We start from the raw sequence: 26,694 nt of genomic DNA, 5'->3' as shown, positions 1-26,694 counted from the left end.
AGTCAAGCGTGGACGCTTGACTGGGCGGGGTGAGGCCGGTATATTAATATACTAAAAATCGGCAAATAAACAAGCTGTATTTGTGCCAAAAACGTGCAAACCCACTTTTAAAATTAAAGTACTTATTGTCAATTGTTTATGTATTTGCAATTTGAAAAGTGTAAACTTTTGTAAACCCTGATTTAAGGTAATAGCGGTAAGAAAAAGCTGATTGCGAACATTTATTTATGAACATATATCCCGGCTTAAACCGGGCAAAATAATTGGAGGAAAAACTTTGAGAAGAAGAGATTTTATTTATTTAACGGGGCTTGGCGCGGCGGCAACCGCTTTGCCAAACCTGTCGGCATTCGGTAAAAGCATCGATGTGCAGGACGCCCTTAACCCGGTGGATGCCAAAATTAAAAAAGAGCTAAGCGATGCCGGCTTGAACGCCGCCAGATCTGCAGGAGCCACCTATGCCGATGTCCGCATCGGGCGCTACCTTAACCAGTTTGTGATCACCCGCGAAAACCGGGTGCTTAACGTGGCCAATACCGAAAGTTACGGCGTAGGCATCCGCGTTATTGCCAACGGTTGCTGGGGCTTTGCCGCTACTAACGATGTTACCAAAGATGGTATCGCCAAAACTGCAAAACGTGCCGTTGCCGTTGCAAAAGCAAATGCCAAGCTGGGCAGCGCACCGGTACAGCTGGCTCCCCAAAAAGGCTATGGCGAAGTAAGCTGGAAAACACCTATCGAGAAGAATACCTTCGAGGTGCCGATAAAAGAAAAGGTTGACCTGCTGCTGGGCGCTAATGCCATTGCGATGGGCTCGGGCGCAAACTTTGTAAACTCTACCATCTTTGCGGTGAACGAGCAAAAATACTTTGCCAGTACTGATGGCTCTTATATCGATCAGGACATCCATCGCCTGTTCCCAAGCTTTACCGTTACCAAGATAGACCCAACCAAGGGTTCGTTTGAAACGCGCAGCGCTTTAAGCTCGCCGGTAGGCATGGGGTATGAATACTTAAATCCGCTGGCTTCAGAAACCGTAGGGGGCATCACGCCACGATATAAAAACCGCTACGATATGCTGGAAGATATCAAATTCGCCACCAAACAGGCGGGCGAAAAACTCACCGCAAAATCGGTAGACCCGGGTAAGTATGATCTGGTGCTGGATCCAAGCCACCTGTGGCTCACCATCCACGAATCCGTTGGCCACCCAACAGAACTCGACCGTGTACTGGGCTACGAGGCCAACTATGCCGGTACCAGTTTCCTTACTTTAGATAAATGGAAGGCCGGCAATTTCAAATTCGGCAGCGATAAGGTGAATGTTGTGGGCGATAAACTGCAGGTAGGCTCTTTAGGCGCTGTGGGTTATGATGACGAAGGTGTGGGCACCAAAAAGTGGGACATCATTAAAAATGGCGTGCTGGTAAACTACCAGGCCATCCGCGACCAGGCGCACATCATCGGCCTTAAAGAATCGCAGGGCTGCTGCTACGCGCAAAGCTGGCAGGATGTACAGTTTCAGCGGATGCCGAACGTATCGCTGCAGCCGGGAACCGCTAAGCTGAGCGTTGACGAGATGATCAAAAATGTAGAAAAAGGCGTTTACATCATCGGTAACGGCTCCTTCTCTATCGATCAGCAACGCTATAACTTTCAGTTTGGCGGTCAGCTTTTCTACGAGATAAAAGAAGGAAAGATTGTAGGTATGCTAAACGATGTAGCCTACCAGGCCAATACGCAGGAGTTTTGGAACAGCTGCACCCAGGTTTGCGACGAAAGCGACTACCGCCTTGGCGGCTCGTTTAACGATGGCAAAGGGCAGCCGGGGCAAAGCAGCGCGGTATCGCACGGCTCATCTACAACAAGGTTTAACGGGGTTAATGTAATCAACACAAAAAGAAAGATCGGGTAACATGGCAATATATACAAAAGAACAGGCACAGGCTTTATTGAAGAAAGTGCTTAGCTATTCCAAGGCCGATGAGTGCGAGGCAAGCCTCGGCGGTGGCGATGAGGGTAACGTGCGATACGCATTAAACGCGGTTTCTACTGCGGGCGATGTAAGCAGCATCAGTTTATCGGTTACCTCCGTTTACGGTAAAAAAGCAGGCTCGGCCTCTATTAATGAGTTCGACGATGCAGCATTGGAGCGCGTAGTACGCCGCTCGGAAGAACTGGCGCAATTCGCTCCCGAGAATTCGGAATACATGCCGATGCTGGGCCAATCGGAATTTAAGGAAGCGATAACTTATAATGCCAATACCGCTGCCATGACACCCGATAGCCGGGCGGAAATGGTGGGTAAAAGCCTGGCGATAACCAAAGAAGCCAAATTGAGCGCGGCCGGCTTTTTAGATAACTCTACCAGCTTCAGCGCGGTGATGAACTCAAAAGGCTTGTTTGCCTATAACAAAAGCACCGATGTTTATTTTTCGGTAACTACCCGTAACGATGCAGGTACCACATCCGGCTATGCAGCCCGTGGGTTTACAGATGTAAGCAAGCTGGATACCGCTTCGGCAACCCGCGTAGCTACCATGAAGGCTAATGCCTCCATTGGTGCCAAAGCCATTGAGCCGGGAAAATATACCGTGATACTGGAGCCGGTTGCAGCTACCTATATGCTGGAAAATATGTTCCGTTTTGATGCCCGCAGCGCTGAAGAAGGCCGCAGCTTTTTAAGCAAAAAAGGCGGCGGTACCCGTTTGGGCGAGCAATTGATGGACCCGAAAGTAACCATCTATTCGGACCCCTTTAATCCCGACCTGCCCGGCCCAACCTGGGGCGGCGATGGCTTACCGCGCGAGAAAACCATGTGGATAGATAAAGGCGTGGTGAAAAACCTGTCATACTCCCGCTTTTGGGCGCAGAAAAAAGGCGTAGCGCCACTGCCCGGCCCAAGCAATATTATTATGGAAGGCGGCGACGCTACATTAGAAGACCTTATTAAAAGCACCGAGCGGGGAATTTTGGTATCGAGGCTGTGGTACATCCGCATGGTAGATCCGCAATCGCTGCTGTTAACCGGGCTTACCCGTGACGGTACATTTTACATTGAGAACGGTAAGATCAAATTCCCGGTGAAAAATTTCAGGTTTAACGAAAGCCCGGTAATTATGCTGAACAACCTCGAAGCCCTCGGCAAACAGGAACGGAGCATCAGCGTAGAAAGCTACCGCAGCTACCTCATCCCGCCAATGAAGATCAGGGACTTTACGTTCTCGTCGCTTTCAGACGCGGTTTAGAAAGTTTGCAGGCTAACTAAATGCTAACAATATTTTAACGCTGTTGCCATAAGCAATGGCGTTTTTTGTTTCTTTGTAACCCCAATTTTATATTATGCGTCCTTTCCCGGTAATCAGTTCTACCCTTTCGGCTCCCCATTTGACAATATTCCTCCGGGATAGGTATAAACTTTCGGTCAATACCTCCTGTAAATTGCTAAAAACAGGCATCAACCATAGTTATTTAGTTAGCGATGGCGCGGATAAGTTTGTGTTCAGGGTGTATAGTTTAGATTGGCGCAGCGAAACGGAAATTAGCGAAGAGATCCGCTTGCTCAATTTGCTTCGCGATGGCGGTGTTTCGGTTTCTTATCCTTTAAAGGATGCCGGCGATAACTACATCCAGCAAATTGATGCGCCCGAGGGAATGCGTTTAGGCGTAATGTTTTCTTTTGCCGAAGGCGAAAAGCTGCTGAATTTATCCGAAGAACAGCATTACAAAATTGGGGAAACCATGGCGCGCATCCATAGCTTAACGCAGGGCCTGCAGCTGCAAAGGGTTCATTACACGCCCGAAGTTGTTTTACAGCGCCCTTTTCGATACCTCAATAATTTCCTCCCGGCCCGATCGGATGAGATGGCCTGGATGCTGTCGGCACAAAAATACTTGCTGAATGAGATAGCCAAAGCCGATGAAACGCAAATGCGGACCGGAGCGGTACATCTCGATATTTGGTTCGATAATATGAATATCACCAAAGAAGGCCTTGTAACCATTTTCGATTTTGATTTCTGCGGGAACGGCTGGCTGGCTTATGATATCGCCTATAATATTCTCCAGATCCACAGCACCGAAAAAGATGTTGCCGAACGGGAATTGAAGAAGAGAAGCTTTATAGAAGGCTATGAATCTGTTACACCCATCAGCGCCGAAGAAAAGCGTTTACTGCCCATTTTGGGCGTGAGCCTGTACTTCTTTTACCTGGGCATACAAGCGCAGCGTTTTGATAACTGGAGCAATGTGTTTTTTAACGAAACCTACTTGAAACGCTTTATCAAAATGTTGGTAAGAACCTTTTTCGAAGAAAATGTATCTGCCGAATTACTGGCGGGTTAAAATATACTTAAGCTTGCCCAACACCATTCGGGTAGCTTTTTCATTCGGCTTTGTTTCGTATAGTTCCAGCGTATTACCCTTAAACAGGTAGGAGTAAGTTGCCCTTTTACTGCTGAACTCGTCGAAAATAATAAGGTCTAAATTTTTTAAAGGCCCCGGCTTCAGGTCGTTCTCAACAAAATACTTCTTAAACCCCTCGAGGCCTGTTACCTGCCCGTCGGCGGTAAAGGTTACCTCACTTACTTTCTTTGGTCCAAAGGTGAGCAGGTAGCCGCCGGCTATAAGTGCTTTGTTAATGGCATAGTTAATGCCATCGCTTACATTCCTGTCGGCACTTACATTTAATATTTTATGGTATAAGGTTTTAAATAACTGGTTTTGGTAAACCTGGTATAAAATTAAGGAGGTATCGCCGTTGGTAATGGAATAGCCAAGCTCATCCTCTCCAAATTTAACCGCAGCGGGGTTTTTGCCGGGTTTAAAAGTAAGCGCGACACTTCCGGGGTTTTGATTATCCCAGCCAACGGTTGCCTCCAGGCTATCCCCGTTAAGCAGGCTGCTGTCTATCTGCATCCCGGTTATGCCGGTTACCAAATCTACCGCTGCCAAAACAGAATGTGTCTGCTTTATTTTTTCGATATAATCGCTTTTTACCCAAACACCCTGGTAAATGGGCAGCAGCTTTTTTACAGGCGATACCCGGGCAGGTTTTACCGCTGTAAGCGTATCGGCAGGTTTGTTTTTTATGTTGCTTTTGCAGGATAAGAGAACAATGACGGGGATAAGCGCAAAAAAAAGCTTCTTCATTTCAGGGATTTTCTCGTCACTAAAATACATAATAATATCAGCCGATAAACAGATATTTGTTTTATGGAGAAAACAACAATAGGTTGGATAGGCCTCGGACTGATGGGCACGCCCATGTCGCAGCAATTGATCAAAGCGGGTTACCCGGTAACCGTTTATAACCGCAATAAAGATAAGGAAGCCGCTCTGAAAGAACAGGGAGCGGACACCGCGGCTACCCCGGCACAACTAATAGCGCAGGCTAATATGGTGATCATTATGGTGACGGACGATAAGGCTATTAACGAGATCTTCCATGGCCAACATGGTTTGCTGAGTACAAACACTACGGGCAAAGTTATCATCAACATGAGCACCGTGTCGCCTGCCATCAGTAAGGAAATTGCAGCGGCGTGTGCCGAACAGGGCAATGCTTACCTGGATGCCCCGGTTTCTGGTAGCGTTAAACAAGCCGAAACCGCTCAACTGGTTATCATGGTCGGAGGCGACGCCGCAGCGTTTGAACGGGTTAAACCGGTATTAGAGACCATAGGCAAAAGCGCTACCCTTATTGGCGAAGTGGGTGCAGGTAATGTAGCCAAACTGGCCATCAATACGCTGCTTAGCATCCACGCACAGGGTTTGGCAGAGGCGGTTGTACTGGCCAAACAAAACGGCATCGCCCCGGAGATTTTATTGAACCTGCTGAATAACGGCGCCTTGGCAAACCCGTTTATGAAAATAAAAGGCGATACGATTTTGAATGATAACTACAGCGCTGCGTTCTCGTTAAACAACATCGTTAAAGACCTCAAACTGGCGCAGGGCATCGGTTTATCATCACCATTAGGCGAAGCAGCATTAAAAACTTACGCAGCCGCACAGGCGGAATTTGGCGGGGAGGATTTGATTGCAGTGATAAAGCAGGTGGGGAAGGGGTGAAATTTATTTGAAATATCGCTTAGTGTGTAAAATCCTGTAAATGATAATAGCGTCAGTTGTCTCACTATAATGTATACCGTAAGGAAAACGATATAGAGGGGCTATTCTAATTCCTCTATATCTTACCTGGAACATTTCAGGGCCCAGCTTGATGTACTTTAATGTCAGAAAATATTCCTTAAAAAAGTTATTCGTGATAGAGGGTGATATTTTGTCGTAGTACTCCTCAATCTCTCCAAGGTCTTTTTTTGCTTCTGAACGGTAAACGAGTGGTTTGGCCATTAACGTTCAAATCTTTTCCTTATAACTTCTTCAGAAATGTAGGTCACCTCGCCATTAGCTTCTTCTTCAAGCATTTTGTCAATCATCTGCTTATATTCATCAGTAAGCTCAAGGTTAAGGTGATGGGAATGAATAAGGTCTTCATATTCGTTTATAGGAATAATAACCGATGTCTTTTCCCCATTGTCGTTGGTTATAAATTGCGTTGCCATATTCAAATTTAATAAATTATCTATTGAATTACGATTTGTATATTAGTTGTATGAAAAAGGCTATTGTTCTTAAAGCTTTGAACAATCTTAAAGATGATTTTGATGTTGAACAACTCATCGAGCAAATGTTTTTCATCGAAAAAATAGAAAAGGGACTATCGGATGTAAAAGAGGGTAGGGTGCTCAGTTACAAGGAAACCAAGCGGAGATTTTCCAATAAGTAAGATGGCATCCTTCCAATATTCAAAATTCCAACCTTCCAACAAAATCCGTATTTTTGCAGCTTATTAATACCACCCTGCAAATGAATGCTGATGCTGTAAAAATGCTGCAAGGCCGTTACTGTAATTCGTTAACCGAGTACTCGCGTTTTGTAACCCGCGAGGTTTTCATCGGCGATGTGCCCATGGGCGGCAATAATCCTATCCGCATCCAAAGCATGACCACTACCGATACCATGGACACCCTTGGTACCGTAGAGCAAAGCATCCGCATGGTGGATGCCGGCTGCGAATATGTACGCATCACCGCGCCCAGCATCAAGGAGGCTAACAACCTTGCCGAAATAAAGAAGCAGCTTCGCCAGCGTGGCTATAATGTACCACTGGTTGCCGATATCCACTTTACGCCAAATGCTGCCGAAGTGGCCGCCCGCATTGTAGAAAAAGTGCGTGTAAACCCCGGCAACTACGCCGATAAAAAGAAATTCGACCAGATAGATTATACCGATGCCCAATATCGCGGCGAACTGGAGCGCATCTTCCAGAAATTTACGCCGTTGGTGAAAATATGCAAGGAATACGGCACTGCTATGCGCATCGGTACCAATCACGGCTCGTTAAGCGACCGCATCATGAGCCGTTACGGCGATACCCCGCAAGGGATGGTAGAAAGCGCCATGGAATTCATCCGCATGTGCGAAACACTGGGTTATTACAGCCTGGTGGTATCAATGAAAAGCAGCAACCCGCAGGTAATGGTGCAGGCCTACCGCCTGCTGGTACAAACCATGGTTGCCGAAGGCATGAACTATCCGCTGCACCTTGGCGTAACCGAAGCCGGCGACGGCGAAGACGGTCGCATTAAATCTGCCGTAGGTATTGGTACCTTACTGGAAGACGGCTTGGGCGATACCGTCCGCGTTTCCCTTACCGAAGAACCCGAAGCGGAAGCACCGGTGGCCATTGCACTGGTGAACAGATATGCTTTAAGGGCGAAAGGTGAAAGGCAAAAGGTAAAAGGTGAAACTAATTCGGAAAATAACCTTTCGCCTTTAACCTTCGACCCTTTACCTCCTTCCCACAATCCCTACGAATACAAAAAACGCGACACTTACGAGGCCAACACCTTTATTGGTGGGCACATGGTGCCGAGAGTGGTGGTTGATATTTCGCAGGCCAATTTGAAAGATTCTGCCGTGCTGAATGCTGCGGGGTACCTGTATTCGCCGCTGCTGGATAAATATAACATGGCCGAGCAATCGGTAGATTTTGTTTACCTGGGGGATAGCCTTCCATCATTTAGCTTGCCCGGCAACTTAAAACAGCTTTACAATTACGCTACCTGGCAAAAACTGGCCAATAAAACGCTTTGCCATCCTCTGTTTACTTTAGCCGAATATATTGCTGCAGACGCTAACCGCACATCAGCCTTAAACCTCGTGAGGATAACCAATGCCGACCTGGATTCGGAAGCATTCGGTTTATTACCGATGGATAAAAGCCTGGTGTTTGTATTGGAGACAAACAAACTCCACGGTATGGCAGATCAACGCGCGTTTTTCCTGAAACTGGAAGAGTTTGGCTTGGATGTGCCGGTGATCATTAAAAGAAGTTATTCCTTCGAGACTTCAGACTCAGAACTTCAGACTCAAGACTTACAACTATTCGCATCTACCGACCTGGGCGCTTTATTAGTAGATGGCTTTGGCGATGGCGTGTGGATTGACGCCCCGCAGGCAGAAACTTCGGTTATTACCTCAACAGCTTTTGGGATATTGCAGGCGACGCGTTCGCGTATCTCCAAAACAGAATACATCAGCTGCCCAAGCTGCGGGCGTACCCTGTTCGATCTGATGATCACAACCCAGATGATCCGCAGCCGTACCAGTCACCTTAAAGGGCTGAAAATAGGCATCATGGGCTGCATTGTAAATGGTCCCGGCGAAATGGCCGATGCCGATTACGGCTACGTAGGTTCGGGAACGGATAAGGTAACCCTTTACCGTGGTAAAGAAGCGGTGAAGAAGAACATCAACTCCGCCAATGCGCTTGACGAACTCATCGGTATTATACAAGCCGATGGTAACTGGATAGAGCCGGCGTAGAACCGCTATAAAAAAGCGCGGGAATGTGCGTTCCTTCCCTGGGGAAGGTGTAGGAAGGGGTTTATCAAACCATGCAAAGGCTGGTTTATCGGCTAAACCCCTCTCTGCCTTTACGCCCCGGCAACCGCACCCCTCCCCAGGGAGGGATAAGATTTTCTGACATCCCCTAAAACAGACAAGGGCCGGCCTCGCGCCAACCCTTGAACTTAACATATTAAAAAAACATTCTTTAGTGCTTTAAATTTAAAGCGGCTGTTATCAGTTGGTTTTTCTCCAGGTGCATGGCATACTCCTTTTGCTCGTACAATTTATTGCATAGCCGGGTTAAGGCTTCCTGGTTTTTCTTTTTGCGAATATCCAGTTTGCTGTAAATTACTTCCTCGTAAACAAGCTGTGCCTCATCGTTGTAAAACCGGATGGTTTGTTCTTTAGGGTTATGCTTATTGCTTTCGGCTACCCAAAAGCCGTGATCAATTGTTTTTGTTTTTTGTGCGTAGCTGCCCATGGTAGTTGCTGCAATTATCAGGGCGGTTATGATGAAATTTTTCATGGTTGTTATTTTTAAATAATGATGCTAAAGTATAGCGCGTCATCATCAGTAAAAATAATTAGTGCTTTACAGCAGGGAACTGTATACAAAGCGTAACTAATTGGCAACAAAGTACGTCTGTATGGTAAAATAGGCTGGTTGCACGTGTTTCAATGCAGTCTGTCTGCAAAAGCGTGTTGTTCGTCGATAATGGTAAAAGCCTCATTATATTTGGGTTGTAATTGGGTTATTTTTGTTAGATGTATATGACAGCGAAATTTCCTTTTCAGAACGTTAAGTTGCCGAGGGGTATTCAGCATATATTGTTTTGGCTTGTGGTTTCTTTTATAGTTACCAGTATGTATGCCGTCCAGGTAGATTATGTGCTCTCATTCCGCAATAACCTCTTTTATATGCCGGTGCAAATTGCCTATTACTATGCAATCGCGTACTGGCTTGTGCCCCGGTATTTGTTTGTTGGGCGATACCTCGTTTTCGCCGCATTGTTTCTGCCGCTGGTGTTTATCTCTACTTCAGTTAGCCGCGCCATTGGGTTAACTTTTGTTATCCCCTACATGATTGAGCATAAATACGCAACCGACCCGGAGTACATCCGTGATAATTCCCGGCCATTCTTAACGATGCTTTTTGATCTCCCCTTATTTATAGGTGCCTTAAAGGGAACCAATATGGTAATCGGTTTTGTGCTGGCCATTAAGCTGTTTAAGGTATGGTACGAGCGTAAACAATGGGCGCTGGAAGCTGAGCTGAACGCCCTGAAGGCACAGGTGCATCCGCATTTTTTGTTCAATACCTTAAACAACCTGTATGCGCTCAGTTTAAACCAGTCGCCACAATCGCCGCAGGTAATATTGGGTTTGTCGGGCTTGTTACGGTATATGCTTTACGAATGCAATACCATTGAAGTACCTCTGGAGAAAGAGATTTTTATGATGCAGCAATACGTAAAACTGGAGCAGTTGCGTTATGAGGACCGTATCGATCTCTCGTTTAATATCTCGGGCAATCTCAAAAATAAATTCATTGCGCCGCTGCTTATTTTGCCCTTTATAGAGAATGCTTTTAAGCATGGTGCCGGCGAAACCATAGGGCAGGTGTGGATAAGCATTGATATTACGGTAAAAGGCGAGAGCTTTAAACTGAAGGTAGCCAATAACAACCCCGTTAAACAAACGCAGAGCAGCGATGAGCCCCACGGGCTGGGTCTTAAAAACGTAGCCAAGCGCCTGGCGCTTTTATATCCCGGTACATCCAACCTCAAAATTATGGATGAGGAAGATACCTTCCTCATCGTGCTCGACCTTGATTTGAAAGTAGTGCCGCAGCAGGCAAACCGGCCCCAACCATTAAACCAATTGGCAACCGCATGAAAACACGTGTATTAATTGTAGACGATGAGCCGCACGCTATTGAGGTGATAGAAAAATACCTGGCCATGTTTAACCAGATGGAAGTAGTGGGCAAATGCAATGATGCTATACAGGCATTCCAACTGTTACAACAAAAACCGGTAGACCTGATGTTCCTCGATATTAAGATGCCGGGCATAAATGGCACCGATATGCTGCGCAGCTTGAAGAACCCGCCGAAAGTGATATTTACAACCGCCTATAGCGAATACGCGCTCGAGGGGTTTGAACTCAACGCCGTTGATTACCTGCTGAAACCCATCCCGTTCGACAGGTTTTTACGCGCGGTTGGTAAGGTGTTTCAACAGCCGGATAACCATAATAAAGCCATGCTTTGTTACGAAATACCGGTGAGCGACCGCGAGGCATTTATCTACCTAAAGGTCGACCGCAAAACCATCAAACTCAACATCAACGATATTTTATGGATAGAGAGCCTGCGCGACTATGTGAAAGTGGTGGTAAAAGAGCAGGTGTACACCACCAAACAAAAAATAAGCCTGCTGGAAGAAATGTTACCCGAAAGCAAATTTGTGCGCATCCACCGCTCCTTTATGGTAGCGATAGCCAAAATAGATTCCTTTTACTCCTACAGCATCCAAATTAACGGGCATGAACTCCCCATAGGCCGCAATTACAAGCAGGACGTGCAGAAAAAGCTGAAACAGCAAAGCACAGCGGCATAAGAACACAGTCCCGGCCTATTGGTCGGGACTGTGGCTTTAGTTTACACGCGCGGCAGTTTATATATTACAAACTCATCTCTCGTACCCGTTTGGGTAAAGCCCGCTTTTTGCAGTATCCGCTGCGAGGGCAGGTTATCGGCACCCGTATCTGCCCATATCACCTTTACATCCGGGTTTTCGAAGCCCCATTCGCAAATGCGTTTTAGCCCTTCGGTGCCGTAGCCTTTGCCTTGTTCGTTCCGGTCGATAGAATAACCGGTGATGGATTCGCCTTTTTCGTCGGGCCAACCGAGCCCGAAGCCGCCGATGCTGGTGTTGGTATCTTTTCGCACCGCCTCCCAAATGCTGTACCAGATCCAGTTATCGGGATTGGCCAGTGTTTTGGGGATGCACCAGTTCTCAATGGCGTCGGCAAGCTCATCCTGCCAAATTTGGTCCACCAGCATATTAGATGGGTTAAGGCCCATAGATAGTTCCATTTTTTCGCGGCTCTCCTGTAAAAGTAAAAGCTGCGCATGTGTTAAGGGTATTAATTTTAACCGTTCGGTTTCAATAAAAAACATTGGTTTGGGTTTAATTATATAACAAAAGAAATTCAGTCCACCTTGTTTTGGTGGCTTAGCGGCAGCGTTTTTAAGCTGCGGTGTTATACAATTCCAGGCAGTGAAGTGTGCCTGTTTGGTGTGTTAAGTAACAGCGGCGGTAATTTTATGCGCAAATATAATGTTATGATTTGAAAATTTGATGATTTGATAATTTGAAGATGCCGAAGCTCAATTTTCAAATCTGCAAAATTACCTCATCTTCAAATTAGCGTAGCTCTATTTTCAAATCTTCAAATTATCTCATCTTCAAATCGTAATTTTATCACATGAGCGCCCAACTTATTTTACACATCATCACATGCAATTGCTTCTTCCTGATGGCCTTTGTGGCCTGGTTTAACCCGGGGAAGGTGAATGTAGTGGCCAACCGCTGGCTGGGTTTGTTCTTTGCATCAGTTGGCAGCATGGTTTGCAATGTGGTGCTGTACGATGCCGGGTTGGACAAGGCATACCCCCGCATTATCGGTTTTAACGAACTCTCCCGTTTTGCGCTGGCACCGGCGCTGTACCTGAGCATTGTGCAGTTCACCACGCCGGGCAGTAAGTTTAAAGCAAGCGATTACCTGCATTTTATACCTTTCACCATCTTTTTTATATACATGGTGCCCGTTCTGTATTTCCCCGACTACCAGCTAATAGGCGGGCACTTCAGCTTGCCGCCAAAGCTGAACTTTGCGATTGGCTTTTTGGTACGCTGGTCGATAAATGTGCAGTTGCTGGCATACTGGGTGCTGGCGTTTAATACCTTACTGAAGCACCAGAAGCATATCCAGCTTATCGCGTCGGATACGGTGCCGGTAAACCTTAACTGGCTTAAATACCTGCTGCTGAGCGTAGGAGGGATGCTTGCCTTATTTTTTGCATCCATTTTCTTAGGGCTGCAAATATCACTGGTTATTATTGCCACTGGCTACCTGCTTGGCGGCCTTGCCATATTTTATTATTCGCTGGCGCAGAAGGAGATCTTCCCCTTCGAAGTATCGGAACTGAAGGCCATTAACGAAGTAATTGTGGAGGTAGACGCACAGCTAAAACCCACTAAACAACGCCTTGCTGATAAGCAGGCTCAACAAATGCGTACCAAACTCGAAAGCCTGATGACGGGTGAGAAGCTTTACCTGGATAATGAGCTCAGTCTACCCCAACTGGCCGAAGCCATGGGTGTATCGGTGCACGATCTTTCTTTTCTGCTGAACGAGAAGATAGGCTTAAACTTCTTCCAGTTTGTAAATGCTTACCGGGTTGAGGAAGCCAAACAAATTATGCTGTCGGATAAATACAAACACCTTAATATGCTGGGCATTGCTTACAGCGCGGGATTCAGTTCTAAAACCACCTTTAATACGGTGTTTAAAACGCAAACGGGGATGTCGCCGAGTGGGTTTGTTAATCAACATAAAAAGGTAGTAGTAGCGACGGAGTAATCGCGTCGCTATTCGACTCACCCCCCGCCCCCTCTCTCCTGCGGAAAGAGGGGGAGACATAGCGGTTGACTTTGTTTCTTCTTTTTTTCTCTTTCTTTATTTTTTCACCCTCTTTGCGCAGCAGAGAGGGTCGAACAGCGGAGCGCATTCGGGGTGAGTCAACTAACCACGCAGAAAATCCCCACAAACACGTTCCATTGGATAATCCCGAACGACGCGCATTACCCATTCGCCTAACATTGTGCAACAAATAACACAATGTATATGGAACGTAAACCTTTCTCCCCACTTGCCCTTGCCGCTTTTATCGCCGCCATATTGGGCGCTATTGTTTTTACCCGCGCCGTACGTGTTGCCGTAGGCGAGAATATATCGCCGCTACTGCTATATGGCATAGCGCTCGGTTACCTGTTCACCGTTTTAACGCTGATATTTGTTTGGAAAAGCAAAGCCGCTAAGGGTACTATCGACGTTACCAATTATACCGCCTTTTGGCAAAACGCCGTGCGCTATACCCTCGCGCTGGATATGATCATGTTTGGTGGCCAGAAGTTTTGCCACCTGCAATTTTACGTGCCACTCGGTATGCTGGATGACCCTTTTACAGCCATCCCTAACGAAATGCTGATGTGGGCATTTATGGGGAGATATCATTCCATGGTGGATATTATTGCCTGCATCGAGATCTTAGGCGGTGCACTATTGCTATTCCGCAAAACCAGGTTGGTGGGCGCCTTTGTACTGCTGCCCATGCTGCTGAATATCATGCTGCTTGATCTCTACTACCTCAACTTATTGGTACAGGTATACGTTGCCCTCGAGCTGCTTGCCGTAATATACCTCATCCTGCTGGAGTACCGCCGCCTGGTTGATTTCTTCCTGGTGGAAAAAGGCAATTCGCCGTTGTATAATTTCCGAATTAAGGGGATAAGTTATGCGGTAAAGGCATCAGCTATTATTATCCCCGCAATTGCCCTCGCTGTGCACGAATACCCAATTAACTATACTGAAATAACCGGTAAATATGAAGTGAAGCGTGTATTCATAAACAACATTGATCAAACCCAGGTACCCTGCCGCGACAGTGTACTCACCCATGTATTTATCGACCGCTTCGACCTTGTTTTGGGCTACCCCGATTACCGTAACAAAGTAATTGGCAGGTACAAATACAATCCCGAAACCAAACAGATCACCGTAGCGTTTCAATACCCGGCTACGATGAAAGATACGCTAACGGCCACTATCATTCCCGGCAACGGCGAAATGAAAACGCTGATTGGGAAAATAGGTGGTAAGGAATTGAAGATTGAGATGGAAAGGGTAGCGCCGGTGAATAATTGAGGATTTGAAAGTTTGGCGATTTGAAGATTTGAAAATGTAGCTTAGTTATTTCAAATCTTCAAATTATCTCATTTTCAAATCTATTTCGTTCATCTGCACATCTGAAATCCGCACATTTGCACATTCATCTTCTGCCAACCTGTCACCACAAAGTAACGCGCTATGTCGCCCTGTAAGTATTCTGCCAATAATCGGTTATTTTTTCTGCCATTTAAGTATTGGCACAACCCTTGTTAAATAGCATCGGTAAGCAATACTTAATAACAAAAAATCAATCAATAATATGTCTAAAATAATTGGAATCGACTTAGGAACAACAAACTCCTGCGTTGCTGTAATGGAAGGCAACGAGCCTGTTGTTATAGCCAATAGCGAGGGTAAACGTACTACGCCGTCAGTAGTAGCTTTTGTAAACGATGGCGAACGTAAAGTTGGCGATCCGGCAAAACGCCAGGCTATCACCAACCCAACAAAAACTATTTCTTCTATCAAGCGCTTCATGGGCAACCAGTTTAACGAGGTTACTAAAGAAGCTGATCGTATGCCATACAAAGTGGTTAAAGGTGACAACAACACCCCACGTGTAGAAATTGGCGACCGTAAATATACACCACAGGAACTTTCTGCCATGATCCTTCAGAAAATGAAGAAAACTGCAGAAGATTTCTTGGGCCACGAAGTAACTGAAGCGGTTATCACCGTACCGGCTTATTTTAACGATGCACAGCGCCAGGCAACTAAAGAAGCCGGTGAAATTGCTGGTTTAAAAGTTCGCCGTATCATTAACGAGCCTACTGCTGCTGCCCTTGCCTATGGCTTGGATAAAGCACACAAGGATATGAAAATTGCCGTATTTGATTGCGGTGGTGGTACACATGACGTATCTATCCTGGAATTAGGTGATGGCGTGTTCGAAGTAAAATCTACCGATGGTGATACTCACTTAGGTGGTGACGACTTTGACCAGGTAATTATCGACTGGATGGCAGACGAATTCAAAAGCGACGAAGGTGTTGACCTTCGTAAAGACCCAATGGCTCTGCAACGCTTAAAAGAATCTGCTGAGAAAGCAAAAATCGAGTTATCAAGCTCAACCCAAACAGAAATTAACCTGCCATACATTACTGCAGGTGCCGAAGGCCCTAAACACTTGGTTAAAACTTTAACCCGTGCTAAATTTGAGCAATTGGCAGATAGCCTGATCAAACGTACTATCGATCCTTGCCGTACTGCTTTGAAAAACGCAGGTTACAGCACTTCAGATATCGACGAAGTTATTTTGGTAGGTGGTAGTACCCGTATCCCTGCTATACAGGATGCCGTGCAAAAATTCTTCGGTAAAGCGCCTTCAAAAGGTGTTAACCCTGATGAAGTTGTTGCTATCGGTGCTGCTATACAAGGTGGTGTATTAACCGGCGAAGTTAAAGATGTGTTGCTGTTAGATGTTACCCCATTATCATTAGGTATCGAAACCATGGGCGGTGTAATGACCAAACTGATCGAATCGAACACAACTATCCCAACTAAAAAATCAGAAACGTTCTCTACAGCAAGTGATAACCAGCCATCTGTTGAGATCCACATATTACAGGGCGAGCGCCCAATGGCACAGGGTAACCGTACCATCGGCCGTTTCCACCTGGATGGTTTACCACCGGCACCGCGTGGCGTACCACAGGTAGAAGTTACCTTTGATATTGATGCTAACGGTATATTGCATGTATCTGCAAAAGATAAAGCAACCGGTAAAGAGCAAAAGATCCGTATCGAAGCTTCTTCGGGCTTAACTGATGCAGAGATCAAAAAAATGAAGGATGAAGCAGAAGCAAATGCAGACTCTGACAAAAAGGCAAAAGAAGAAGTTGAAAAACTGAACAGTGCCGATGCGTTGATCTTCTCTACAGAAAAACAACTGAAAGAATACGGTGATAAGATCCCTGCCGATAAAAAAGGCGCTATCGAAGCCGGCTTAGAGAAACTGAAAGCAGCTTATTCAGCAAAAGACCTTGCAGCTATTGAGCCCGCACAGGAAGAACTGAATGCAGCGTGGACAGCAGCCAGCGAGGATATGTACAAAGCATCTGCCGATGGTGGTCAACAGCCACAAGGTGATGCCGGCCAGCAGCCACAAGGCGAAAGTGCCGATAACGTAACTGATGTTGATTTTGAAGAAGTGAAGTAATTTTCACTGCGGATAAATATCCAAATAAAAACCCCCGGTTGAGTAAGATCAATCGGGGGTTTTGTTGTTTATACACTCATGTCATTTCGAGCGAGCGGGGGCAGGCTGTGGGCAAAGGCGCGACGAGAAATCTTATGCGGCACGCTATAACCGCTATTCTAAATGGCAATACATAGCCGCCCTGCAAAGTTGAACTGCATTGTGTAGAAGATTTCTCGTCGCTGCGCTTCCCTCGAAATGACATAGGTTTTTAATCGGTACACGCCCTACAACCCCTTCTTTACAAAATTATTAATAGCTATAAGCAGCTTCCGCCGCCCGTTGCCCTGGGTATCTAAAAACACAAAGTGGCCGCCGTTGGCTATAGTAACCTTCTTTTTATTGGGGACGCTGACGAGTTCGTTGTAAAAAGCCTCCGCATCTACCGGGCGCGACCAAAAATCCCTGTCGCCACGGATGATGAGCGTTGGTACAGTAATATCCTTCGCATCCCAGTACTTGCGCCCATTGGCCATGTAGAAACTCTCTTTGCGGAAACCGCCGGGTGTTTTCAGCAGATGTTCTTCGTTAAAACTTACCGCGCTTTTGGCGAAGGCTTTGATGATTGCCGAATCTGCCTTGATAGTTGTATCGGCATCCGTTATCCCGGTTTTCCAGATATTGATAACCGCCTGCTCGTTAGATTGCCGGTAGGCGGGGATACTACTGTTGAATTTGGTGCTGTCTGTCGGGTCGGCGAAGGATTCATTAAACATCCAGGGCGCTTTAACGCCGTAGAGGCTGTTGAGCACAATGAGGTTAGCCACCTTATCGTTATGCAGGGTAGTGTAATAGGCCGCCCAGTGCCCGCCTGCGGCCCAACCAAACAGGTTTATTTTGCCTTTTGGGTTGCCTTGCAATAGGTAATTTACAACGGCATCAATATCCGATGCTGCTTCTATACAGCTGCCCGCTACCAAAGCAGTATCAGTGAGGTTGTATGCAGGGGCGGTGGAGCGTTCCCAGCCGCGGATATTCATCATATATACGGTAAAGCCACCCAACGCCAGCGATTTGGCGAAGGAAGTGTCGTCAGTATCCAGGTCAAAAGATGTGGTTGCACCGGTGCCGCCATGCACCAATAGTAAAGGTAATTTACGGCGCGATGAGTAAGTTGTTTCTACAACCTTGCGCACCTGTAACTGCAGCGTGCCGTTGGGTACAAAAAAATCGGTGGTGGTGTAATTGCTTTGGGCCGATGCTGTGCCGGAGTTAAACAGTAGGGCACAGACGAGCGCTAAAAGGGAGAGGGTGCGGAGCATAGTACAGCTATAAACTTTATTTACGCCGTAAAATTATAAACGGGAGCTGAAAAACTACGAGATGAGGTTGTTTACTTTCTCCACCAGTTCGGTAAGATCGAACGGTTTGTTGATGATGGCATCGCAGCCATACGCCAGCAATTCGGCATCGCGGCTTATGTAGGCCGAAAATATAATAACAGGTACGTTGCTGAATTTTGGATGAGCTTTTATTTGCCTGCACAGTTCGCCACCGTTGGTGCCTGCCACACGGAAATCAAGTATCACCAGGTCGGGGTTAAACTCTTCCACCAAAGGCATTACATCCTGGCTTTCGCCGGTGCTTCTCACCTCAAAGTTTTCGTAGGTCAGGGTCTCGTGCACAATGTCGAGTATGTCCTGGTTATCATCCAATACTAAAATACGCTTCACCATAAAAATTATATACTAAACTGCTAAAATGTGGAAATGGTATCCTTAGTATCTGCAAATAAAACAATAATTCAAAACTGGGGAAAGGCTTGATATCTTGCGGCACGTAAACTGTGTCAAAAATACTACAATTATTTATATTTTAGGTAAGGTACATCGAATGTTTCGTATTAATTGCATTATTATTGTTATATTAAAATCGTGATTGCAAACTCTACGAGCTCTGGTGCCCTAAGCCAGCAAAACTTTGATAATTTTATGGCCCAGGCGCCGGTGGCCCTTGGTGTTTTGCGTGGCCCCGACCTGATTATAGAGCTGGCAAACAGTCATATACTACAGTTATGGGGTAAAGGCACAAGCATTATAGGTAAGCCCTTGGCCGACGGGTTGCCCGAGATAAAAGATCAGCCTTTTTTAGGCTTGCTTAAAAACGTTTATAATACCGGCATCCCTCATCACGGTTACGAAGCAAAAGTTATCCTCGTAAGAGATAATGTGCCTGGCGATTATTACTTCAATTTTGTTTATCAGGCCATAACCGACGCCGATGGGTCTATCAACGGTATTATGGTTGTCGCCACGGAAGTTACCGAACAGGTGCTCTCGCGCCGCAGGCTGGAAGACGCGGAAGAACGCCTCAGGCTTGCCGCAGAGGCTACGGGATTGGGCACTTTCGACCTTGATCTGCAAAACGGAACCATTATACATTCGCCCCGGCTTGCTGAGATCTTTGGCCGTAAAAAAACCGAGACTGTCAGCCATGCCGCATTGAGACAGATCGTACTACCGGCCGACTTGCCGATCATCATCAATGCGTTCGACAAGGCGCTGCAAACAGGGATTTATTTTTACGAGGCCAGGGTGATCTGGCTGGATGCTACTATCCACTGGATCCGTACCACGGGCAAAATAATTTACGGTACAAACCAAACGCCATTGCGCATGCCGGGTACCGTACAGGATATTACTGAACAGAAGCGCATACTTGATGACCTGCAAAAAAGTGAAGAGAACCTGCGCCTGGCCACACAGGCGGCAGAACTGGGCACCTTCGACCTGGACCTGTTAAACCAAAGCATGCAATGGGACAGGCGTTGTCGCGAATTATTCGGGATGGGAGATTTTGATGGCCCCGTAAGTTATGATAACCAGTTTTTGCTGGGCCTGCACCCCGATGATAAGGAAAAAACCGACCAGGCGGTTAACCGCGCGTATGATCGCCAGCTCTCTAACGGCGAGTACGATGTGGAGTACCGCACCATAGGTATTGATGATAAAAAGCTGCGTTGGGTAAGGGCCAAAGGGAAAGTAAGCTTTAACGACCAGGACGTACCGCAAAGATTTATTGGCGCCGTGCTGGATATCACCGAGAATAAACTGAACGAGATCCGCAAGAACGATTTTATTGCCATTGCCAGTCACGAGTTAAAAACACCGCTTACATCGTTAAAAGCCTACATTCAGCTGCTGCATGTTAAAGCCATGAAATCGGGCGATAGTTTTTTGCTTAATGCCCTGCAAAAATCAGAGAACCAGATCAACAAGATGACCAAGCTCATTTATGGCTTCCTCGATCTGTCCAAACTCGAATCGGGTAAGCTGCGGCTGGAGCGTTATGAGTTTGATCTTATTGCTTTGATAGAGGAGGCGCTTGCAGAAAACCAGCCAATCGCCCAAAGCCATACCATCTCCTTTGCAGGCGGCAACCCCATCATCCTCACTGCCGACCGAGATAAGATAGGCCAGGTGATCAACAATCTCATCAGCAACGCGGTGAAATATTCGCCTAAGAATACGGACATCAAAGTTTCGGTACAGCGCCTAAACCACCAGGTAAAAATATCGGTGCGCGATAACGGCATAGGCATTAAATTAAAAGACCAACAGCATATCTTCCAGCGATTTTACCGGGTAGAGGACGATAGCACCAGGGGCTTCAGCGGCTTTGGTATCGGCCTGTACCTTTCTGCCGAGATCATAGACTGCACCAGGGCAAAATAGGCGTAGAAAGCAGCGAAGGGCAGGGCTCGGAGTTTTACTTTGTGCTGCCGGTGAGTTAGTTCATGGGTGATGGTTCATAGTTCATAGTTTGGTTTATAAGGCGCGAAAAGCCTCCATTTTACATAAGTTATCCACTGTAAACCATCATCCATGAACTATTATCAACAAAAAAACCCACAGCCAATCGCTGCGGGTTTTTTTGTGTAAGAATCATCTATTTATTAATATGGGTAAGCTTTACCCGGGTGTGCTGCTTTCCATGCGCGGCGGCGTTCCAACCATGCGGCGTGTCTCCGTTTTTGTTGTCGTCTGCGGGCCTCGTTACCAATAATGTAACCACCGCCGGCACCAATGGCACCGCCTATTACTGCGCCTTTAACGCTATGGCCAATAAGGGCACCTGCAACAGCGCCACCGGCACCCCCTATTATGGCACCTTTACCTTGTTGGCTAATGCCTTTTTTCTCCTGAGCTGCCGCATTAAAATTCAATGATGTGGTTAATGCCATTGCAAGGCCGCCATATATGAGTATCTTTTTCATAGTGATAATATCTAAATATGATTAACATATACAAATAGTAAGCCATATTGCTAACTATGCTATATAGAGGGCATAAAACGGCGATGGTTTAATACCTTATTTCAGAAAAGTGATAACAGCGTTAGAAAACTGTATAGTTTTCCCTGCACTATTATGGTCGCCGGGTACGGCGGCCATCTGCGAGTGTGGTATCAATTTCTGCAGATCGGTTACGTCGCCGTTGGTTTTATCCTCGGTGCCGTCTATTAACAAAACGGGGATTTTTACTTTGGCCAGTTCGGCCGGGCTGGTACTTGGCTGATGCTTTTGCTGCAGGGCCAGCGCTTTTTTATCAAAAGGGTTTTTATTTATCCATACCATCATGTCATCCACATCGTGCAGGGTGGTATCGCCCTCTAAGGCCCTCCAGGCGTGTATGCGGCGTTCCCAGTTGGGGTTGGTATAATCGGCACCCATGCCGCCCATTACGGCCTTGTGCACGCGCTTATCCAATACCATCACCCGCGAGGTAATAATAGATCCACGCGAGTAGCCCACTACATCATATTTTTTTATGCCGAGGCTGGTTAACAGGCCCATTACGTCCTTAGCCTCCGCATCGTTATTATAACCGGCATCAGTATGGGGCTTATCCGATTTGCCGTTGCCCCTCATATCGAGGATGATCACTTTGTAGCCTTCTTTCAGCAGGTCAGCGTAAAGCGCGCCGTTCTTCCAGCCTTGTGCTGTACCCGTAAAGCCATGCAGCATCACCACCGGGAAACCCTCGCCTTTTACTTCGTAATAAATTTTAGTACCATCGAAAGAGGTGTAATAAGCGCCTTCGGTGGTAGCCTGGGCGTAAGTTTTTGTGCCGATAGCGAATGAAAGGCACATGGCTAATAAGCAAATTATCTTCTTCATTTGATGATAAGTTTTATACAAATACATTTAATATCAGCACACCGCCCAGCCCGATAAGGGCCACCAGTGTTTCCATTACGGTCCAGGAGAGGAAAGTGTTTTTTATGGATAAATTAAAATACTCTTTAAACAGCCAAAAACCGCCATCGTTAACATGTGAGCAAGCCAGGCTGCCCGCGCCTATGGATAGTACCATGAGGTTGGGGTTGATAGTAGGATCCTTTAACACCATGGTAGATACGATGCCCGCTGCGGTAAGCCCCGCCACCGTTGCCGAGCCCAGGCTGATGCGGATAATTGCGGCCAGCAGCCAGCCTAAAACCAGCGGCTGCATGTGCGAGCTTTGCAGCAGGCTGGTTATCTCGTTATTTACGCCGCTATCAACCAATACTTGTTTAAAAGCGCCAGCGCCGGCGATGATGAGTAATATCATAGAGATATCTTTTACGGCATCGGTATAAATACTGCCCAAAACGGTCATGGTTTTCTTTTGCCTTAGGCCCAGCGTAAAGGTGGCCACCAAAAGGGATATCAGCATTACAATGGGTGCATCGCCTAAAAAGGTGATAATATCATGCAATCTGCCCGGTGTTTTATTGCTGTTGAGGTAAAACGTACTGGCCATTAGTAAAATAACGGGCAATAGGGCGGTTAAAAAGCTGGTTGCGGCCCCGGGGAGCTTATCTGCCGGCAGATCCTCAGAGCGGAAAGTTTCCAATGGTGCCGAGGGCATTTTTTTAAGCGTTTGGGCAAATACAGGGCCCGCCAAAATAATTGCAGGGATGGCCAGCGCCATGCCGTAAAGCAGGGTGGTGCCCATATCGGCATGAAACATACCCACCAACGTGGTAGGCGAGGGGTGAGGCGGCAAAAAGCCATGCGTAACCGATAATGCCGAAAGCATGGGCAGCCCGATATAAACCGCCGGCAGTTTATACTTATACACCACCGAAAATATGAGCGGCACCATCAGCACAAAACCGGTATTGTAAAACAATGGGATGCCTATAATAAAACCAACTGCAACCAGGGCAAGCTGAATATATTTTACGCCGAAAAGGTTAACCAGTACCTCGGCGATTTTTTGCGCCGCTCCGCTGGTAGCCACCAGCTTGCCCAGCATGGCACCCAGGCAAATAATAATGGCCAAGGGGCCCAATGTATCGCCAAGCCCCTTTTGTACCGATGCGGTAATTTTAATTAGCGGTATGCCCAGCAGAAGCCCGGCAGCGATAGATACCATAAGGAAAGCCAAAAAAGGGTTCACTTTTGCCCAGCTAACCAGCAGGATAAGCAGCACTATACAGAGAAGTATAACCAGCATTGTATTTAATTATTCGGGATTTATAATAGATGCACCTAATGTAATAACTAATTAGGTAACTTTAATACATCATGAAGAAAGTATGGATCACCGCCGGCTTTATGGCTTCGTTTGCTTTGGGCTGGGCGTTCAACCTGGTAAAGCAGGATAAAGCCGCAAAAAAAGTAACCGGCATAGGGGGCATCTTTTTTAAATGTAAAGATCCGCAGGCCATGCGCACCTGGTACAGCAAAAACCTTGGCCTGCAAACCGATAAATACGGCACCTCTTTTGCCTGGTACCAAGGAGCCGACAGCACCAAAAAAGGCTTTACCCAATGGAGCGTATTCTCCGATAAGACCAAATATTTTGAGCCATCCGCCAAAGAGTTTATGATCAACTACCGGGTTGCCAACCTGGAAGCGCTGCTGAAGCAACTGCAAGCCGATGGCGTAACCATTACCGATAAAATGGAAACCTTCGACTACGGCAAATTTGTGCACATAATGGATCCCGAAGGGAATAAAATTGAGCTATGAGAGCCCAATGATTCGGAGTATCACAAAATTGCTGCAGCCATAACCAAATGACACGAATTTTTAACACCTGCTTACACGGGCAGGTAGCCTTTGATTAGTCATGCAATCCTATAATTTTATCTAACTGTAATAAAAATAATGACAATTGTAATTTAATGCCGTTACTTTGCGCACCATGACAAAACAACGCTATCTCACACTCATCCTGGTACTGGGTTCGCTTACAGCTATAGGGCCTTTCTCGATAGATATGTACCTGCCCGGTTTCCGGGCCATAGCCGAATCTCTGCATACCACTACCGAGAATGTGGCGCTATCCCTGTCCAGTTTCTTCATCGGCATCTCCGCCGGGCAATTGCTGTATGGTCCGCTGCTGGATAGGTTTGGCCGGAAGCGGCCGCTTTATTTTGGGCTGTCGCTTTATATTATCGCCTCTGTTGGCTGTTATTTTGCCGGCAGCATTCAAATGCTTGTCGGGCTAAGGTTTGTGCAAGCCATTGGCAGCTGCGCTGCAGCCGTTGCCTCTATGGCCATGGTGCGCGATCTGTTCCCCGTAAAAGATAGTGCCAAAGTTTTTTCCTTGCTTATACTCGTGCTTAGCGCATCGCCATTGATTGCGCCTACCGTTGGTGGTTATGTTACTGTATCGTTTGGCTGGCATGTGATATTCCTTATCCTGGCCACAATAGCGGTGCTGATAACGCTGGCCGTGATATTCATCCTGCCCGAAAGCTACCCGCCCGACCCATCGTATTCACTTGCGCCCGGGCCTATTATCGGCAGCTTTTTGGGCGTGCTTAAAACGCCGCAGTTTTACACCTATTGTTTTTGCGGGGCGCTGGCTTTCTCGGGCTTGTTTGCATACATATCGGCATCCCCTATCGTATTTATGGAAGGGTTTAAAGTGAGCGCAAAATCCTACGGTTGGATATTCGCTATCTTATCTGTCGGCTTTATTGGCTCCAGCCAGGTAAACAGCCGGCTGATAAAAAAGTATAAAAGCGAGCAAATTGTAAATACCGCATTGATAGCCCTGGTTGTTATAGCTGTGGCGTTTTTAATAGGCGCCATACAGGGCGGGCTTGGGCTGGTGGGCACCACGGCAATGATATTTGGCGTGCTGTGCTGTGTAGGCCTTATCGCCCCCAACACCTCTGCACTGGCATTAGCGCCCTTTGAGAAGAACGCCGGCGTAGCAGCCTCCTTGTTAGGGGCATCGCAAATGGCCATTGGTGCTATGGTATCGGTTGGGATAAGCTTGTTTAAGTCGAAATCGGCCGTGCCTATGGCCTCTATCATTATCGTATCGAGCGCAATGGCGCTGTGTTTAGTATTAATTGGCAGGCAGTTTATAAAAACTAAGGTAGCGGCCAAACAGGGCGGTATGGAGGCACATTAGTGTTTGGATTTTAGCAATCAGGCGTTGATTTCACCGAATGGGGAGGTTCGTGCTTTAAATCATTACACATCCTTTGCCATCGTAGTAAATGCCAAGGCTTTTTTGCTCAACTATGCCGGTGTCTTTTTGTACCCTCAAATAAAAGCCCTCTTTTTTCTCCGGGCAAAGGTAATACCGCATTAGTTTGAGATGGTAGCCGTTGGAATCCACAAAATAACCGTTGCCTTTTGCGCTCCCGTAATCTATCCTTAAGCGTTTTTGGGCTTCGGCCATCAGCACCGCTTCCTCAAGATTATCAACCGTTCCAATAAAGTGGATAAATTCGTCGTCCCCGCTAATGTAGCGCGCTTTGCCGTTTTCTACATATACTATAAATGTAAAACAAATGCCGGGCAGGCAATCGTTAAATATACCGTTGCCCGGGTTTTTTCTGTGTAACCATTCTGGGTTAACCCCCTTACTGAAAATTACGCGCCCGGTATCTTTAACATCCGCAGTACAATAAGCCCAATAACTAATATTTTTTTGAGGGTTGATGGCTTTAATAATATTGTTCCTGTCGCTGAAGCTTTTTGGCAAGCTTTGATATTTGGAGCACGCAGCAAGCAGGCACAAGCATAATAAAGCTATTATCTGAAAAAACGGTTTCATTTGCGGATTGGGTTAGGTTCGGGATACTAATATAGTACATCAAATACGATAGTCCAAAACTGTAAACCATCTACTCCCTCACCGCCGTCACTCTCGATCCATCCTCTCCAAGGGTTTCAAAAATGATCTTCTTATCCGTCAACTCGCTAACCGAGAAAGGGAAATCGCGTGTTTTGCCGTCGCCTAGGTCTTCTTTGTATTTGATATCCATCCCGGCGATGCTAAATGCGCCGTGCGACAACACCTTGCCGCCCCAATAAATCTGCAGGGTATTGTCCTTATTAAAAACAATGGATGGTTTTTGCTCGGCAATAACAAAGCGGGTAACGCTGTCGCCGGGCGAGGCCGGCTTCTCTACGCGGATGTAATTCCATTTGCCGTAGAGGCGTTCGGGCGAGACGCCGGGCTTGCAGGAGGTGAAAGAAATGAGCAGAGCAATTATGGCGATGACGTATTTTTTCATGGATGTGAGATGATTTTTCAAATTTATTCTAATCCGTTTGGATAAAAGAAAAAAGTACTTAGATTTATAACTGTAATTTTTACATTTAT

At 46.5% G+C, this 26,694-nt stretch carries 26 protein-coding genes; 14 read left to right on the top strand and 12 right to left on the bottom strand.

Going from position 1 to position 26,694, the window contains the following annotated elements; genetic code table 11:
• Positions 1–277: 277 nt before the first annotated feature.
• The 3 genes from IDJ77_RS20900 (at position 278) to IDJ77_RS20890 (ending at position 4,344) form a co-directional block, all read left to right on the top strand.
• Entirely contained in the window at positions 278–1,915 is a 1,638-nt protein-coding gene (locus tag IDJ77_RS20900) for a TldD/PmbA family protein (RefSeq protein ID WP_191190921.1), read from the top strand.
• A 1-nt stretch (position 1,916) separates the two neighbouring features.
• Positions 1,917–3,248, top strand: coding sequence for a TldD/PmbA family protein (locus tag IDJ77_RS20895; protein WP_191190920.1), 1,332 nt, complete (start codon positions 1,917–1,919; stop codon positions 3,246–3,248).
• A gap of 139 nt (positions 3,249–3,387) precedes the next feature.
• The gene (locus IDJ77_RS20890) at positions 3,388–4,344 is read left to right on the top strand and encodes a phosphotransferase (protein ID WP_224751176.1); all 957 of its coding nucleotides are present in this window, start codon (positions 3,388–3,390) and stop codon (positions 4,342–4,344) included.
• Here the strand turns inward: IDJ77_RS20890 and IDJ77_RS20885 are convergent.
• On the bottom strand, positions 4,330–5,151 hold the full coding sequence (locus IDJ77_RS20885) for a hypothetical protein (RefSeq protein ID WP_191190918.1): 822 nt from the start codon (positions 5,149–5,151) through the stop codon (positions 4,330–4,332). The genes IDJ77_RS20890 and IDJ77_RS20885 overlap by 15 nt on opposite strands.
• A gap of 63 nt (positions 5,152–5,214) precedes the next feature.
• Here IDJ77_RS20885 and IDJ77_RS20880 point away from each other — a divergent pair, with 63 nt between their 5' ends.
• Complete coding sequence (locus tag IDJ77_RS20880; protein WP_191190917.1) at positions 5,215–6,072, top strand: NAD(P)-dependent oxidoreductase; 858 nt, start codon at positions 5,215–5,217, stop codon at positions 6,070–6,072.
• 3 nt (positions 6,073–6,075) lie between these two features.
• Here IDJ77_RS20880 and IDJ77_RS28060 read toward each other — a convergent pair whose 3' ends face one another.
• Together IDJ77_RS28060 and IDJ77_RS20870 are read right to left on the bottom strand one after the other, a co-directional pair.
• A complete protein-coding gene (locus IDJ77_RS28060; RefSeq protein WP_191190916.1) occupies positions 6,076–6,354 on the bottom strand; it encodes a type II toxin-antitoxin system RelE/ParE family toxin in 279 nt (92 codons plus the stop codon).
• Positions 6,354–6,566 (bottom strand): hypothetical protein, encoded by a 213-nt coding sequence (locus tag IDJ77_RS20870; protein ID WP_191190915.1) that lies wholly within the window; start codon positions 6,564–6,566, stop codon positions 6,354–6,356. The genes IDJ77_RS28060 and IDJ77_RS20870 overlap by 1 nt, the downstream gene beginning before the upstream one ends.
• Positions 6,567–6,616: 50 nt before the next feature.
• Here IDJ77_RS20870 and IDJ77_RS20865 point away from each other — a divergent pair, with 50 nt between their 5' ends.
• Together IDJ77_RS20865 and ispG are read left to right on the top strand one after the other, a co-directional pair.
• Positions 6,617–6,790 (top strand): hypothetical protein, encoded by a 174-nt coding sequence (locus IDJ77_RS20865; RefSeq protein WP_191190914.1) that lies wholly within the window; start codon positions 6,617–6,619, stop codon positions 6,788–6,790.
• A gap of 80 nt (positions 6,791–6,870) precedes the next feature.
• Positions 6,871–8,892: a (E)-4-hydroxy-3-methylbut-2-enyl-diphosphate synthase gene (gene ispG, locus IDJ77_RS20860; RefSeq protein ID WP_191190938.1), complete on the top strand. Its 2,022-nt coding sequence runs from the start codon at positions 6,871–6,873 to the stop codon at positions 8,890–8,892.
• Between the two features lie 229 nt (positions 8,893–9,121).
• Here the strand turns inward: ispG and IDJ77_RS20855 are convergent, their stop codons facing one another.
• Complete coding sequence (locus IDJ77_RS20855) at positions 9,122–9,442, bottom strand: hypothetical protein (protein WP_191190913.1); 321 nt, start codon at positions 9,440–9,442, stop codon at positions 9,122–9,124.
• Positions 9,443–9,687: 245 nt separating this feature from the next.
• Here IDJ77_RS20855 and IDJ77_RS20850 point away from each other — a divergent pair, with 245 nt between their 5' ends.
• Positions 9,688–10,812, top strand: coding sequence for a sensor histidine kinase (locus IDJ77_RS20850; protein ID WP_191190912.1), 1,125 nt, complete (start codon positions 9,688–9,690; stop codon positions 10,810–10,812).
• Complete coding sequence (locus IDJ77_RS20845; RefSeq protein ID WP_191190911.1) at positions 10,809–11,537, top strand: LytR/AlgR family response regulator transcription factor; 729 nt, start codon at positions 10,809–10,811, stop codon at positions 11,535–11,537. Before IDJ77_RS20850 ends, IDJ77_RS20845 begins: the two co-directional genes overlap by 4 nt.
• Before the next feature lie 41 nt (positions 11,538–11,578).
• On the opposite strand, the gene IDJ77_RS20840 is transcribed toward IDJ77_RS20845, so the two are convergent.
• The gene (locus tag IDJ77_RS20840; protein ID WP_191190910.1) at positions 11,579–12,100 is read right to left on the bottom strand and encodes a GNAT family N-acetyltransferase; all 522 of its coding nucleotides are present in this window, start codon (positions 12,098–12,100) and stop codon (positions 11,579–11,581) included.
• A gap of 308 nt (positions 12,101–12,408) precedes the next feature.
• Between IDJ77_RS20840 and IDJ77_RS20835 the strand changes: the two genes are divergently transcribed.
• From IDJ77_RS20835 to dnaK, 3 genes are all read left to right on the top strand, one after another.
• Complete coding sequence (locus tag IDJ77_RS20835) at positions 12,409–13,566, top strand: helix-turn-helix domain-containing protein (RefSeq protein WP_191190909.1); 1,158 nt, start codon at positions 12,409–12,411, stop codon at positions 13,564–13,566.
• A gap of 264 nt (positions 13,567–13,830) precedes the next feature.
• Positions 13,831–14,910: a hypothetical protein gene (locus IDJ77_RS20830; protein WP_191190908.1), complete on the top strand. Its 1,080-nt coding sequence runs from the start codon at positions 13,831–13,833 to the stop codon at positions 14,908–14,910.
• Between the two features lie 283 nt (positions 14,911–15,193).
• Positions 15,194–17,092 carry a molecular chaperone DnaK gene (dnaK, locus tag IDJ77_RS20825; RefSeq protein ID WP_191190907.1) on the top strand — a complete coding sequence of 633 codons (1,899 nt, stop codon included), beginning with the start codon at positions 15,194–15,196 and terminating at the stop codon, positions 17,090–17,092.
• A 266-nt stretch (positions 17,093–17,358) separates the two neighbouring features.
• Here the strand turns inward: dnaK and IDJ77_RS20820 are convergent, their stop codons facing one another.
• Both IDJ77_RS20820 and IDJ77_RS20815 read right to left on the bottom strand, forming a co-directional pair.
• Positions 17,359–18,393, bottom strand: coding sequence for an alpha/beta fold hydrolase (locus IDJ77_RS20820; RefSeq protein WP_191190906.1), 1,035 nt, complete (start codon positions 18,391–18,393; stop codon positions 17,359–17,361).
• A 54-nt stretch (positions 18,394–18,447) separates the two neighbouring features.
• Positions 18,448–18,807, bottom strand: coding sequence for a response regulator (locus tag IDJ77_RS20815; protein WP_191190905.1), 360 nt, complete (start codon positions 18,805–18,807; stop codon positions 18,448–18,450).
• Between the two features lie 198 nt (positions 18,808–19,005).
• Between IDJ77_RS20815 and IDJ77_RS20810 the strand changes: the two genes are divergently transcribed.
• Positions 19,006–20,805, top strand: coding sequence for a PAS domain-containing protein (locus IDJ77_RS20810; RefSeq protein ID WP_191190904.1), 1,800 nt, complete (start codon positions 19,006–19,008; stop codon positions 20,803–20,805).
• A 221-nt stretch (positions 20,806–21,026) separates the two neighbouring features.
• Here the strand turns inward: IDJ77_RS20810 and IDJ77_RS20805 are convergent, their stop codons facing one another.
• The 3 genes from IDJ77_RS20805 to IDJ77_RS20795 all read right to left on the bottom strand — a co-directional run bounded on the left by IDJ77_RS20805 (position 21,027) and on the right by IDJ77_RS20795 (position 23,574).
• Positions 21,027–21,347, bottom strand: coding sequence for a YMGG-like glycine zipper-containing protein (locus IDJ77_RS20805; RefSeq protein ID WP_191190903.1), 321 nt, complete (start codon positions 21,345–21,347; stop codon positions 21,027–21,029).
• Between the two features lie 96 nt (positions 21,348–21,443).
• On the bottom strand, positions 21,444–22,250 hold the full coding sequence (locus IDJ77_RS20800) for an alpha/beta fold hydrolase (protein ID WP_191190902.1): 807 nt from the start codon (positions 22,248–22,250) through the stop codon (positions 21,444–21,446).
• Positions 22,251–22,263: 13 nt separating this feature from the next.
• On the bottom strand, positions 22,264–23,574 hold the full coding sequence (locus IDJ77_RS20795; RefSeq protein ID WP_191190901.1) for a gluconate:H+ symporter: 1,311 nt from the start codon (positions 23,572–23,574) through the stop codon (positions 22,264–22,266).
• Positions 23,575–23,645: 71 nt separating this feature from the next.
• Between IDJ77_RS20795 and IDJ77_RS20790 the strand changes: the two genes are divergently transcribed.
• Both IDJ77_RS20790 and IDJ77_RS20785 read left to right on the top strand, forming a co-directional pair.
• Positions 23,646–24,092: a VOC family protein gene (locus IDJ77_RS20790; RefSeq protein ID WP_224751175.1), complete on the top strand. Its 447-nt coding sequence runs from the start codon at positions 23,646–23,648 to the stop codon at positions 24,090–24,092.
• A 175-nt stretch (positions 24,093–24,267) separates the two neighbouring features.
• A complete protein-coding gene (locus IDJ77_RS20785; protein WP_191190900.1) occupies positions 24,268–25,491 on the top strand; it encodes a multidrug effflux MFS transporter in 1,224 nt (407 codons plus the stop codon).
• 54 nt (positions 25,492–25,545) lie between these two features.
• Here the strand turns inward: IDJ77_RS20785 and IDJ77_RS20780 are convergent, their stop codons facing one another.
• Complete coding sequence (locus IDJ77_RS20780) at positions 25,546–26,142, bottom strand: hypothetical protein (RefSeq protein WP_191190899.1); 597 nt, start codon at positions 26,140–26,142, stop codon at positions 25,546–25,548.
• A 70-nt stretch (positions 26,143–26,212) separates the two neighbouring features.
• Positions 26,213–26,605 (bottom strand): hypothetical protein, encoded by a 393-nt coding sequence (locus IDJ77_RS20775; RefSeq protein WP_191190898.1) that lies wholly within the window; start codon positions 26,603–26,605, stop codon positions 26,213–26,215.
• Positions 26,606–26,694: the final 89 nt, after the last annotated feature.

Source organism: Mucilaginibacter pankratovii (assembly GCF_014773265.1).
Lineage (GTDB): Bacteria > Bacteroidota > Bacteroidia > Sphingobacteriales > Sphingobacteriaceae > Mucilaginibacter > Mucilaginibacter pankratovii.
The sequence above is the reverse complement of the archived record's forward strand: the minus strand, read 5'-3'. Positions and strand labels throughout refer to the sequence as shown.

What these genes read in the sequence shown, in the direction of transcription:
- IDJ77_RS20880 (WP_191190917.1), top strand. Translation starts at nt 5,215, where the DNA reads ATGGAGAAAACAACAATAGGTTGGATAGGCCTCGGACTGATGGGCACG.
- IDJ77_RS20780 (WP_191190899.1), bottom strand. Translation starts at nt 26,142, where the DNA reads ATGAAACCGTTTTTTCAGATAATAGCTTTATTATGCTTGTGCCTGCTT.
- IDJ77_RS20865 (WP_191190914.1), top strand. Translation starts at nt 6,617, where the DNA reads ATGAAAAAGGCTATTGTTCTTAAAGCTTTGAACAATCTTAAAGATGAT.
- dnaK (WP_191190907.1), top strand. Translation starts at nt 15,194, where the DNA reads ATGTCTAAAATAATTGGAATCGACTTAGGAACAACAAACTCCTGCGTT.
- IDJ77_RS20805 (WP_191190903.1), bottom strand. Translation starts at nt 21,347, where the DNA reads ATGAAAAAGATACTCATATATGGCGGCCTTGCAATGGCATTAACCACA.
- IDJ77_RS20845 (WP_191190911.1), top strand. Translation starts at nt 10,809, where the DNA reads ATGAAAACACGTGTATTAATTGTAGACGATGAGCCGCACGCTATTGAG.
- IDJ77_RS20815 (WP_191190905.1), bottom strand. Translation starts at nt 18,807, where the DNA reads ATGGTGAAGCGTATTTTAGTATTGGATGATAACCAGGACATACTCGAC.
- IDJ77_RS20850 (WP_191190912.1), top strand. Translation starts at nt 9,688, where the DNA reads ATGACAGCGAAATTTCCTTTTCAGAACGTTAAGTTGCCGAGGGGTATT.
- IDJ77_RS20795 (WP_191190901.1), bottom strand. Translation starts at nt 23,574, where the DNA reads ATGCTGGTTATACTTCTCTGTATAGTGCTGCTTATCCTGCTGGTTAGC.
- IDJ77_RS20790 (WP_224751175.1), top strand. Translation starts at nt 23,646, where the DNA reads ATGAAGAAAGTATGGATCACCGCCGGCTTTATGGCTTCGTTTGCTTTG.
- ispG (WP_191190938.1), top strand. Translation starts at nt 6,871, where the DNA reads ATGAATGCTGATGCTGTAAAAATGCTGCAAGGCCGTTACTGTAATTCG.
- IDJ77_RS28060 (WP_191190916.1), bottom strand. Translation starts at nt 6,354, where the DNA reads ATGGCCAAACCACTCGTTTACCGTTCAGAAGCAAAAAAAGACCTTGGA.
- IDJ77_RS20885 (WP_191190918.1), bottom strand. Translation starts at nt 5,151, where the DNA reads ATGAAGAAGCTTTTTTTTGCGCTTATCCCCGTCATTGTTCTCTTATCC.
- IDJ77_RS20830 (WP_191190908.1), top strand. Translation starts at nt 13,831, where the DNA reads ATGGAACGTAAACCTTTCTCCCCACTTGCCCTTGCCGCTTTTATCGCC.
- IDJ77_RS20870 (WP_191190915.1), bottom strand. Translation starts at nt 6,566, where the DNA reads ATGGCAACGCAATTTATAACCAACGACAATGGGGAAAAGACATCGGTT.
- IDJ77_RS20835 (WP_191190909.1), top strand. Translation starts at nt 12,409, where the DNA reads ATGAGCGCCCAACTTATTTTACACATCATCACATGCAATTGCTTCTTC.
- IDJ77_RS20785 (WP_191190900.1), top strand. Translation starts at nt 24,268, where the DNA reads ATGACAAAACAACGCTATCTCACACTCATCCTGGTACTGGGTTCGCTT.
- IDJ77_RS20820 (WP_191190906.1), bottom strand. Translation starts at nt 18,393, where the DNA reads ATGCTCCGCACCCTCTCCCTTTTAGCGCTCGTCTGTGCCCTACTGTTT.
- IDJ77_RS20855 (WP_191190913.1), bottom strand. Translation starts at nt 9,442, where the DNA reads ATGAAAAATTTCATCATAACCGCCCTGATAATTGCAGCAACTACCATG.
- IDJ77_RS20800 (WP_191190902.1), bottom strand. Translation starts at nt 22,250, where the DNA reads ATGAAGAAGATAATTTGCTTATTAGCCATGTGCCTTTCATTCGCTATC.
- IDJ77_RS20775 (WP_191190898.1), bottom strand. Translation starts at nt 26,605, where the DNA reads ATGAAAAAATACGTCATCGCCATAATTGCTCTGCTCATTTCTTTCACC.
- IDJ77_RS20840 (WP_191190910.1), bottom strand. Translation starts at nt 12,100, where the DNA reads ATGTTTTTTATTGAAACCGAACGGTTAAAATTAATACCCTTAACACAT.
- IDJ77_RS20895 (WP_191190920.1), top strand. Translation starts at nt 1,917, where the DNA reads ATGGCAATATATACAAAAGAACAGGCACAGGCTTTATTGAAGAAAGTG.